Source organism: Nocardioides sp. NPDC127503 (assembly GCF_040302165.1).
Taxonomy (GTDB): Bacteria; Actinomycetota; Actinomycetes; order Propionibacteriales; family Nocardioidaceae; genus Nocardioides.
The window spans coordinates 26,232-36,627 of the sequence record NZ_JBEORH010000008.1 but is presented as its reverse complement, the minus strand read 5'-3'; the positions used below and the strand labels follow the sequence as shown (position 1 = coordinate 36,627).

11 protein-coding genes are annotated in these 10,396 nt (G+C 70.8%); 2 read left to right on the top strand and 9 right to left on the bottom strand.

Translation table 11 applies throughout. The features are described 5' to 3' along the window. Window positions 1-4: 4 nt before the first annotated feature. Genes ABTW65_RS18405 through ABTW65_RS18390 form a run of 4 tightly spaced genes read right to left on the bottom strand, consistent with a single transcriptional unit; the run spans window position 5 to window position 3,946 of the window. On the bottom strand, window positions 5-934 hold the full coding sequence (locus ABTW65_RS18405; RefSeq protein ID WP_350662647.1) for a 2-hydroxyacid dehydrogenase: 930 nt from the start codon (window positions 932-934) through the stop codon (window positions 5-7). Window positions 935-966: 32 nt separating this feature from the next. Next, complete coding sequence (locus ABTW65_RS18400) at window positions 967-1,926, bottom strand: sugar kinase (protein WP_350662645.1); 960 nt, start codon at window positions 1,924-1,926, stop codon at window positions 967-969. Further along, window positions 1,923-2,666 carry a fumarylacetoacetate hydrolase family protein gene (locus tag ABTW65_RS18395; RefSeq protein ID WP_350662643.1) on the bottom strand — a complete coding sequence of 248 codons (744 nt, stop codon included), beginning with the start codon at window positions 2,664-2,666 and terminating at the stop codon, window positions 1,923-1,925. The genes ABTW65_RS18400 and ABTW65_RS18395 overlap by 4 nt, the downstream gene beginning before the upstream one ends. After that, complete coding sequence (locus ABTW65_RS18390) at window positions 2,663-3,946, bottom strand: MFS transporter (protein ID WP_350662641.1); 1,284 nt, start codon at window positions 3,944-3,946, stop codon at window positions 2,663-2,665. The genes ABTW65_RS18395 and ABTW65_RS18390 overlap by 4 nt, the downstream gene beginning before the upstream one ends. Window positions 3,947-4,092: 146 nt before the next feature. Here ABTW65_RS18390 and ABTW65_RS18385 point away from each other — a divergent pair, with 146 nt between their 5' ends. Next, the gene (locus ABTW65_RS18385) at window positions 4,093-4,881 is read left to right on the top strand and encodes an IclR family transcriptional regulator (RefSeq protein ID WP_350662639.1); all 789 of its coding nucleotides are present in this window, start codon (window positions 4,093-4,095) and stop codon (window positions 4,879-4,881) included. Here ABTW65_RS18385 and ABTW65_RS18380 read toward each other — a convergent pair. After that, window positions 4,862-5,680 carry an alpha/beta hydrolase gene (locus ABTW65_RS18380; protein ID WP_350662638.1) on the bottom strand — a complete coding sequence of 273 codons (819 nt, stop codon included), beginning with the start codon at window positions 5,678-5,680 and terminating at the stop codon, window positions 4,862-4,864. The two genes, ABTW65_RS18385 and ABTW65_RS18380, sit on opposite strands and share 20 nt — an antisense overlap. Window positions 5,681-5,711: 31 nt before the next feature. Between ABTW65_RS18380 and ABTW65_RS18375 the strand changes: the two genes are divergently transcribed. Next, window positions 5,712-6,269: a PadR family transcriptional regulator gene (locus tag ABTW65_RS18375; RefSeq protein ID WP_350662636.1), complete on the top strand. Its 558-nt coding sequence runs from the start codon at window positions 5,712-5,714 to the stop codon at window positions 6,267-6,269. Here the strand turns inward: ABTW65_RS18375 and ABTW65_RS18370 are convergent, their stop codons facing one another. From ABTW65_RS18370 to ABTW65_RS18355, 4 genes are all read right to left on the bottom strand, one after another. Further along, on the bottom strand, window positions 6,270-6,878 hold the full coding sequence (locus tag ABTW65_RS18370; RefSeq protein ID WP_350662634.1) for an MBL fold metallo-hydrolase: 609 nt from the start codon (window positions 6,876-6,878) through the stop codon (window positions 6,270-6,272). After that, window positions 6,878-7,978 carry an S-(hydroxymethyl)mycothiol dehydrogenase gene (locus ABTW65_RS18365; protein ID WP_350662632.1) on the bottom strand — a complete coding sequence of 367 codons (1,101 nt, stop codon included), beginning with the start codon at window positions 7,976-7,978 and terminating at the stop codon, window positions 6,878-6,880. Before ABTW65_RS18365 ends, ABTW65_RS18370 begins: the two co-directional genes overlap by 1 nt. Before the next feature lie 107 nt (window positions 7,979-8,085). Beyond that, window positions 8,086-9,108 carry a 2Fe-2S iron-sulfur cluster-binding protein gene (locus ABTW65_RS18360; protein ID WP_350662630.1) on the bottom strand — a complete coding sequence of 341 codons (1,023 nt, stop codon included), beginning with the start codon at window positions 9,106-9,108 and terminating at the stop codon, window positions 8,086-8,088. A 3-nt stretch (window positions 9,109-9,111) separates the two neighbouring features. Then, a complete protein-coding gene (locus ABTW65_RS18355; RefSeq protein ID WP_350662629.1) occupies window positions 9,112-10,344 on the bottom strand; it encodes a cytochrome P450 in 1,233 nt (410 codons plus the stop codon). Window positions 10,345-10,396 lie beyond the last annotated feature (52 nt).

Here is a 10,396-nt window from a genome sequence, read left to right as displayed (position 1 = left end):
AGGATCAGCGAGGTGTGGCCGCACCCGGGCGGGGCACCACGTTGAGCAGCGGGCGGCCCTCGGCGAAGCGTCGCAGCTGCTCGGCCACCAGGCGCTCGGCGCGCGGGTAGAAGGTCGCCGCGCCACCTCCGACGTGCGGGGTCACGATCGCGCCGGCCATCGACCACAGCGGGTGATCGGCGGGGAGCGGCTCGGGGTCCACGACGTCGAGCGCTGCCCGCAGCCGCCCGGTGGTGAGCTCTGCGAGGAGCGCGCCGGTGTCGAGGGTGCGGCCCCGGCCGATGTTCACCACGAGCGCGTCGTCGGGCAGCAGCGCCAGCTGCTCGGCGCCGATCAGGCCGATGGTGCCGGGCTTCTCCGGGAGCGTGAGCACCACGATGTCGGCGGTGGGCAGCAGGCCGGGCAGCTCGTCGACGCCGTGCACGTCGAGGTCCGGGTCCGCCGTGGACGCGATCCGCACCACCTCGGCCTCGCAGGCGACCAGCCGCTGCTCGAGCGCGGCGCCGATCGAGCCGTACCCGACGATCACCACCCGCGAGTCGGCCAGCGACCTGGTGTGCTCCGGCTGCCAGCGGCCGGCGTCCTGGTCACGCACCCAGCGGGGCAGCTCCCGCTGCGCGGCGAGGATCAGGCCGAGGCCGTGCTCGGCAGCGCTGGCGTCGTGCAGGCCGCGCCCGTTGCACAGCGTGACCTCGGGACCGATGAGCGGGAGCACCTTCTCCACACCTGCGCTCAGGCTCTGTACGGCACGGAGCGCAGGCATCCGCGGCAGCAGGTCGCGCCCCGCGCTGCGGCCGTACGGCAGGACGTAGAACGCCACGTCGGAGACGTCGGCCGGCGGGGATCCGGTGCCGTCGAACGCCTCCACCTCCAGCCCGTCGGGCCAGCCGCCCATCTGGCCCTCCAGGTGGGCCCACGGGACGAGTGCGCGCATCGAGTCGCTTCCTTTCACTGGTGTCTTCGTGCTCACTGCAGCATCAGGCTGGCACCGGTCGCGAGGAACCGCTCCAGTCGCTCCCTGTCCGGCAGGCCGTCCTTGTCGCCGGCCGAGGTCGTGGCCAGCGCGCCCACGGCGGCGGCCCGCTCGAGTGCGGGTCCGATCCCCAGACCGTCGAGATGGGCACTGATCAGCCCGGCGGCGAAGCCGTCGCCGGCACCGACGGTGTCCACCGCCTCGACCTGGAACGCGGGCTGCCGGACCGTGCCTTCCGGGCCGAACGCGATGGCACCGGCACAGCCGTTCTTGACGACCACGCGCGTGACGCCCGCGGCGAGATAGTGCTCGGCGATGCTTTCGGGGTCGCTGTGGCCGGTCAGCACCCGCCCCTCCTCGACCCCCGGGAGCACCCAGTCGGCGAGCGCCGCGACCTCGTTCACGACCGAGACCATCTCCTGCTCGCTCGCCCACAGTGACGGCCGCAGGTTCGGGTCGAACGACACGCTCGCACCGCCCGCCCGGGCTGCCGCCACGGCCTGGAACGCGAAGTCCCGCGCCGTCTCCGAGATCGCCAGCGGGATGCCGGTCAGGTGGAGATGACGGGCAGTGGAGACGTACGTCCTCATCTGCTCGCTCCACGCCAGCCGGCTGCCCGCGGAGTCGCGGCGGAAGTAGACCACCTCCGGGTCGCCACCGTCGGCCCGCGACTTCAGCTGGAAGCCGGTCGGCGCTTCACGGTCGATCTCGACCCGCGACAGGTCGATGCCGCAGCGGCCGAGCTCCTCCTCGATGAACAGGCCCAGCGGGTCGTCTCCCAGGCGGCCGACCCAGCCGGAGCGATGCCCCAGCCGGGCCAGCCCGGTCGCCACGTTGGTCTCGGCGCCGGCGGTCGCCTGCACGAAGGTCGCCGCCTTGTGCAGCGGTCCGCTCTCCTGGGCGACGAACATGGCCATCGCCTCGCCGAAGGTGACCGCGTCGATGCCGGTCATGCCGCACCCCTCTCGGTACGCCGTTCCCGCATGCCATCGGCTACCGGGTTGACCAGCTCGCCGATGCCGGCGACGCTCGCGGTGACCTGCTGTCCCGGCCGGATCGGAAGGCTGGCACCCGGCGCGCCGGTCAGGATCACGTCACCCGGGCCGAGCGGGAGGAACTCGCTGACCCAGGCGACCACCTCGGTGACGCTTCGGGCCAGCTGGTCCGTGCCGGCCCGCGGCGCGGTCGCGTCGTCGACCGCGAGTCCGACCATCGCACGGGCCGGGTCGAGATCGGTCTCGATCCAGGGCCCGAGCGGGGTGAACCCGCGCTGCCCCTTGGCCCGGGTCCACAGCGGGTCCTCGGCCTGCAGGTCGCGCCCGGTCACGTCGTTGGCGACCGTGTAGCCCAGCACCGTGCCCGAGTGCCCGATCACGACCGCGAGCTCGGCCTCCGCGTGGACCAGTCCGAGCTCGGCCGGCACCGGCACCGGGTCACCGGGACCGATCACGGACCGGGCCGGCTTGAGAAAAGCCTGCGGTCGCAGCAGCCGGTCACCCGGCCCGGTGTTGTGGGCCATCCCGACCACCGTGCGCGGCTCGACCGGAGCCAGCAGGCGGACATCGGCGAGCGGCACCCACCGGTCCTGACACCGGATCTCCTCCGCGAACACGTCCTCGATCAGCCGGTAGCCGTGGGCCTCGACCACCGCATGGTCGATCCCGTGGGGATGCTCGATCCGGGCGATCCTCATCGAACCGTCTCCGCAGCCGGCGCCTTGACCAGCAGCATCACCAATGCGGCCAGCGCCAGGCAGCCCGCCATCAGCAGGAACGACGCGTCGGTGCTCCCGGTGGTGCCGTTCAGCCAGCCGACGAGGTAGCTGCCCGCGAACCCGCCGAGCGCCCCGAAGGAGTTGATCAGCGCGATCGCCGCTCCGGCCACGTTGCGCGGTAGGAACTCCGGGATCTGCGCGAAGTACGGCCCGTACGGCGCGTACATCGCACCGCCGGCGATGGCGAGCAGGAGGAAGGAGAGCCAGAACTGGTCGGGCCCGAGCAGGTAGGAGCCGTAGAACGCCACCGCGCCGAGCAGCAGCCACGGCCACACGAACCGGCCACGCGTCCCGGCGCGGTCGGAGGCTCGGCTGTTGAGGATCATCAGCACGACCGCGAGGACGTACGGGATCCCCGAGATGAGCCCCGACATCCCGATGCCCTGGCCCGAGGCCGCCTTCACCATCGAGGGAAGCCAGAACACGAAGCCGTAGACCCCGACGCTCCACAGGAAGTACTGCAGCGAGAGCAGGATGACGTTAGGCGAGCGGAACGCCTCGCCGTAGCCCTTCATCGGGGTCAGCGCGCGCTGCTCCTGGTTGAGCTGGTCGACGACCGCGTCGCGCTCGGCCGGGTTGAGCCACTTCGCCTGCTCGGGGTGGTCGCTGACCATCGCCCGGAACACGAACGCCCAGGCGACCGCGGGCAGACCCTCGATGATGAACATCCACCGCCAGCTGGTGGCCTCGATGAGGAAGCCGGAGACGACCGTCAGCCACAGCACCGTGACCGGGTTGCCGAGGATGAGGAAGGTGTTGGCACGGCCGCGCTCGCGGCTGGTGAACCAGTGGCTGAGGAAGATCACCATCGCCGGCAGCACCGCCGCCTCGACGACGCCGATCAGGAAGCGTACGACGATCAGCGCGGTCGCCGAGCTGAGCAACCCCTGAACCGAGGCGAGCACGCCCCAGGCGATGAGGCTCCAGAAGATCAGCGACCGTACGCTGCGCCGCTCGGCGTAGATCGCTCCCGGGATCTGAAAGGCGAAGTAGCCCAGGAAGAACGCCGCGCCGATGAGCGCGGAGACCGCCGGCGTGATGGCGAGCTCCTCCTCCATGCCGCCGGCGATGCCGATGGAGAAGTTGGAGCGGTCGAGGTAGGCGAGGCTGTAGGTGATGAAGACGATCGGCAGCAGGCGCGCCCAGCGCTGCGTGCCGATCGTCGCGCCGGAGTCGGCGCGGGTGTCGGAGGTGGTCATCGGGTTCCTTTCGCTCCACTCCCGCGTGGCGGAAGTCACTTTCACCATGCGAGTGTGGCGGCGGCCACATCGGCCCGTCAACGAGTTCCTTCCATCTTTCAGATATCGCTTCCACGATATGGAAGGATCTGTGGAAGAATGGCGTCATGGATGACACGACGGATGCGGCAGAAAAGCGCGACATGGTCGGCAAGGCGCTGCTCCTGCTGGACCGGCTCGCCGCCTACCCCTCCGGCGTACCGCTCTCCGCCCTCAGCCGGGAGACCGGCTTCCCGCTCAGCACCTGCCACCGGCTCGCAGCGGCGCTGATCCGCGACGGCTTCGCGACCTTCGACGAGGACAGCAAGCGCTACTCCCTCGGGCTCAAGGTCTTCTCGCTGGCCCAGTACGTCGCGCACCGCCGCGGCTTCGCCGGCTCGGCGCTGCCCGCACTGGAGGAGCTCACCGAGCAGACCCGCGAGACCTCACTGATGTCGGTCCGCTCGGCCCACAACCAGCTCTACGTCCACCACGTCCAGGGACCTCAGCAGGTCAGCGTGATCGGCACCCCGGGCGGCCTCGGGCCGCTGCACTGCACCTCGATGGGCAAGGTGCTGGTCGCGTTCGCCCCCGACACCGAGCGGAAGCAGCTGGTCGACGAGCTCGACCTGGTCGCGAAGACACCCCGCACGATCTCCGACCGCGCCGCGTTCGCGGAGATGATCGACCAGGTGCGCGAGCAGGGGTACGCCGTCGCCGACGAGGAGCACGAGATCGGCATCCGCGCGCTCGGCGTCCCGGTTCTCAGCCCTGACGGCCATGCCGTCGCCGCCGTCTCGATCGCCGCCCCGTCCTACCGGATGGAGATGGCCCGGATGGTCGAGCTGCTCCCGCACCTCCAGGCTGCCGCCGAGCGGCTCTCGATCGTCCTGCCGATCACCTCGCGGCGTACGTGAGGACCTGCTGACCGAGCGGCGTGAGCCGGCCCTCCTCGATCACCAGCTCCCAGCCGTGCCCTGCCTCGGCGGGCACGAACTCCGAGGACGTTGCCTGCGCCAATGCCTGGGCGGCGTCCGCCTCCTCGGCACCGTCGGTCTCCTCGGCGACGGCGATCAGGCCCGGCGTCCTGATCGAGTCGGCGACCGAGGCCAGGTCGACGCCGGCCCAGTTCGACGGCCCCGACAGGTCGACCCAGCCGTCGACGTCCACACCGGCAGCGACGGCCCGCACGGTCTGGCTGCCTCCCATCGAGGCACCGACCAGCACGACTGGCGCATCCGGCCACTGCTTCTCGACCTCACTCAGCGCGGCCCGCACCTGCGGCACCGGGTCGTCGGGATCCTTGATCCCGCACTCAGCGGCGCCATAGCCGCACAGGTCGAACGAGAGGCCGGCGACGCCCTCGAGAGCCGCCAAGGTCGCGAAGTCACCCCAGCCGCAGCGGTCGCCGTCGGTCTGGTGGAGCATCACCAGCACCGCCGACGGGTCCTGGGCGTCCGGAGGGGAGAAGCGGATGGCCGGCAGCTCGAGGCCCTTGCCGGTGACCTGCATCGGCTCCACCCCGGCGTCGGTCTCCGGCAGGAAACAGCCGCCGAGCTCACCCTTGATGTACGGCCCGTCCGTCGGGAGCACGGGACCCGACTCCTTCGCCTTGCCCGGTCCACCGTCCCCTTCGGCACCGTTCTCCGCACCGCACCCGGCCAGCGCGATGCCGAGGATCGCCGCCCCGGCCACTACGCCTTTCACGCTCCGCATATGTCAATATTGACATATGCATGATCCCGGGGTGACCACTTCCAACCTCGGCTTCGCGATCCTCGGCCTGCTGGCACGGCGGGCGAGCACCGGCTACGAGGTCGCGCAGCGGATGCGCCAGCCGATCGGCTACTTCTGGACCGCCCGCCACTCCCAGATCTACCCGGAGCTGAACCGGCTCGACGCCGCCGGACTGGTCGAGCACGAGGTCATCGAGGGAGCCGGTCCGCGACCGACGAAGCGCTACCGGATCACCGAGACCGGTCGGGACGCTCTGGCCGCATGGGTCGTCGGCGATCTCGAGCCCCAGCCGGTCCGTGACCTGGAGATTCTCCGGCTGTGGTCGATCTGGACCGTCGAGCCCGACGCCGCCACCGAGCTGGTCGGCCGGCTCGAGGCGGTCCACCAGGGCGTCCTCGACCGCTACCTCGAGGAGCTGGCCGAGATCTCCGATCGCCCTGACGTCCGCGATCCGTCGAACCCGTTGTTCGCCACGCGGATCACGCTCGAAGGAGGCGTCCGGTCACGACGTACGGCCTTGGAGTGGTGCGCCTGGATGCGCGCCGAGTTCGCGGCCGCCGAGCGCTGATCACCCGAGGCCGGAGGCCTCGGCGGCGATCGTGGTGTCGTCGCCGTGCCCGGTGTGGACGACCGTCTCGCCGGGGAGCGTGAACAGCTTGGCCCGGATCGACGCCTCGATGGTGGGTCGGTCGCTGAAGGAGCGCCCGGTCGCCCCGGGACCACCCTGGAACAGGGTGTCACCGGTGAAGACGCAGCCCAGCGAAGGCACCGAGAGACAGACCGCCCCGGGCGCGTGACCCGGCGTGTGCAGGACGGTCACCTCGGTGTCGCCGATCTCGATCACCTGTCCGTCGGACAGGTCCGCGTCCCACAGCTCGTCGGTGTGGGTGAGCTCCCACAGCGGCCGGTCGTCGGGATGCAGCAGGATCGGGGCCCGGACGGCCTCCCGCAACGCCGGCGCCACGCGTACGTGGTCATCGTGGGCGTGGGTGCAGACGATCGCCTTCACGCGGCGACCGTCCACCACCGCCAAGATGTCCTCCACCGAGTGCGGTGCGTCGATGACCAGGCACTCCTCGTCGTCGCCGACCACCCAGACGTTGTTGTCCACCTGGTGCGTCTCGCCGTCGAGACTGAAGGTGCCGCTGGTGACGCCGTGGTCCACACGTACGGCCATCAGAGCACCACCACCGAGCGCAGGACCTCGCCATGGTGCATCTTCTCGAAGGCGGCCTCGATGTCGCCGATCCCGATCTCCTCGCTCACGAAGGCGTCCAGGTCGAGACGCCCCTGGCGATAGAGGTCGACCAGCATCGGGAAGTCGCGGCTGGGGAGACAGTCGCCGTACCAACTGGACTTGAGGGCGCCACCGCGACCGAATACGTCGATGAGCGGGATCTCGGGCACGGTCATGTCGGGCGTGGGCACGCCGACGAGGACGACGGTGCCGGCCAGGTCGCGGGCGTAGAAGGCCTGCTTCCAGGTCTCCGGGCGTCCGACCGCCTCGATGACGATGTCGGCGCCCTCGGCACCTTCGTACGTCTCCGAGCAGATCCGCCGGATCTCCTCGATCGGGTCGGTCTGCGACGAGTCCACGGTGTGCGTCGCTCCCATGGCCGCGGCGCGCTCGAGCTTCTTGGCGTCGATGTCGACGGCGATGACCGGGCTCGACCCTGCCAGCGCCGCACCGGCGATCGCCGCCACCCCGACACCGCCGCAGCCGATGACCGCCACCGACCTCCCGCGGGTCGCCCCGCCGGTGTTGATGGCGGCACCGATGCCGGCCATCACGCCACAGCCGAGCAGGCCGACAGCGGCGGGCCGGGCCTCCGGGTCGACCTTCGTGCACTGACCCGCCGCGACCAGGGTCTTCTCCGCGAAGGCGCCGATGCCCAGCGCGGGCGAGAGCTCGGTGCCATCCTCGAGCGTCATCTTCTGGGTGGCGTTGAAGGTGGCGAAGCAGTACCGCGGCTCACCGCGCTTGCAGGCTCGGCAGCTGCCGCAGACCGCGCGCCAGTTGAGCACCACGAAGTCGCCCGGCGCCACGTCGGTCACGTCAGGACCCACCGCCTCGACGACCCCGGCGGCCTCGTGACCCAGCAGGAACGGGAACTCGTCGTTGATCCCGCCCTCGCGGTAGTGCAGGTCGGTGTGGCACACCCCGCACGACTGGATCTTCACCACCGCCTCGCCCGGCCCTGGCTCGGGGACGTTGATCGTGACGAGCTCGACGGGCGCACCCTTGGCACGGGCGATGACGGCCTTGACCTGCTGCATGTGTCTCCTCTCAAGGCACCGGAGGCATCCGGTTACTCGTGATTCATCCTGGGGGTTCGTGATATATCTCAGCAAGGGCCGATCTCGGCACCCGAGGTTTCCCCGGGTCAGGAGCCCGGCCCACGCCGGTCAGCCGGCTCGAACTTCTCCCGGTGGATGAGCCGGGGCGCCATCCGGCGCCGCTTGAACGCCTTGACCCCGGCCTCGACCAGCGCCGACGAGCCGCACAGCCACCCGGACCAGCGACGGGCGCTGGCGACGTCCTCGACGAAGGCGTCGGGTGCGTAGCCGCTGCGGTGACCGGGCCGCGTCTCCCGGGAGAGCACGGTGACGAAGCTGAAGCTGCGGTGCCTCTCGGCCAGCTCCGCGAGACGGTCGGTGTCGTAGAGGTCCGCCTCCGTGCGTACGCCGTGGTAGAGCACCATCATCCGGTTCGGGTGGCGTTCGAGCGCGGTGCGAGCGATGCCGAGCAGGGGCGCCAGCCCGGTGCCGCCGCCGATGAGCACCATCGGCTCACCGTCGTCCTGGTCCGCGTCCGGGACGTGGAAGTCGCCGAGCGGGCCGCGTACCTCGACCCGGTCGCCGACCGCGACCGACCCGAAGAGCCAGTCGCTGGCCACGCCGCCGGGGATGCGGCGTACGTGGAGTTCGAGGACCTTGTCCTCCTGGGCCGTGTTGGCGAGCGAGTACTGGCGCCGCTCGGACGTCCCGGGGACCAGCACCTCGACGTACTGTCCCGCCGAGAACGCGAGCGGCTCCTCGAGGCCGAGCCGGACCCGCCGGGTGTCGCGGGCGACGTCCTCGACGTCGACGACGGTGGCGGTGAGGTCACGAAGCACGTGGGTGGCGCGGCCCATCTCCGTGCCCCGCAGCGCGACCTCGGTGTCCTCGAGCGGCCGCGCCTGGCACGCCAGGGCCAGACCGCTCGCGCGCTCGTCCGCGGTCAGCGTCTCGAGCGGCGAGTCGCGGTGGTCGACCTCGCCGCACAGGACCTGCAGCTTGCAGGTGCCGCAGGTGCCCTGGTTGCAGGAGTTAGGCATCCACACGCCGGCGCGGAGGAACGCCTCCAGGATCGACTGGTCCTCGGCACACTCGACGCGGCGGCCGGAGACACTGATCGCGGCGGACATCGCTCAGACCTCCCAGCTGCATTGCAGGCTGGTCGGGCCGCGGAATCCCCAGCCCCAGAACTCGACGCCCTCGCCGGTGTCGCGCTCCAGGTTCGGGATCGCCTCGAAGAGCTCCTCGAGCCCGATCCGCATCACCTGGTTGGCGTAGTAGATGCCGGCACACGCGTGGTTCCCGGCACCGAAGGCGAGGTGCGGCAGCGGTGGCCGGTGGAGGTCGTACGCCGTGGGCGCATCGTATTTCCCGGAGTCGTGGTTCGCGGAGCCGTAGGAGAGGATCACCGGGGTCCCGGCGGGTAGGTCGACACCGGCGACGGTGACCGGCTTGGTGCTGATCCGCGCGGTGGCCGACCAGATCGGGGAGGTCCAGCGCATGCCCTCGGAGATGGCCCGCGGCAGCAGCGACGGGTCGTCGACGACCTCCTCCAGCTGCTCGGGGCGGCTGAAGAGCCCCACCAGCGTCGAGGCCATCCCGTGGCCGGGCTCCTGCATCGCGCCCAGCAGGTAGACGTAGATGGTGGGGTAGATGTAGGCGCGATCGCGGGTCTTCCCCGGCGGCATGCCGTCGTGGAGCCAGTGGGAGATCGCGGTGTTCTCGGGGTGCTCGATCCACCGGTCGATCAGCGGGTCGACGACCGCCTGGATCTCGGCCCTGGCCTCGTCGCCCGGGGTGAACCCGTCGGGGTTGGTGAACTCCCCGTTCTCGTCGACCGCGGCGTTGGTGAACGAGACGCTCAGCTTGTGGAACCACTCGCGGAGCTTGTCGGAGGAGACCGACTGCAGCCCGAGCAGATCGCCGAGCGAGCGTACGGAGACGGGCTCGCAGTACTCCGCGACCAGCTCGGCGCGGCCGCGGTCCTCGAACTGCTCGACATAGTCCCGGGCGATCGGGCGGACCAGGTCGTCCACCCAGCTGTCGACCTCGGCCGGCTGGAGCTGGGGCTCGACCATGCCGCGCAGGTCGGCGTGGATGTCGCCGTTGACGCCGATGATCGCCGGGTGGCCGAACGTACGTCCGCCGGCCGGAGTGATCACCGCCTCGAAGTCGGGGCTGGTAGCGACCTCGCGGCAGATCTCCGCGGTGGAGGCGACATAGGAGCCGAGGACCGGGACGAAGGCGAGCGGCGCCTCGCGGCGCAGGCGCTCGTAGGTCGGGTAGGGGTTCCGCTCCAGCTCGGTCATCGCCACGTCGTCGAGCCAGGAGAGGTCCTGCGTGCCGGGTTGCTGCGTGGTCGTCATGGGTGCTCCTCGAGAGTTGGGAGGTTCCGAACAGGACTCGAAAGTAGGTCGG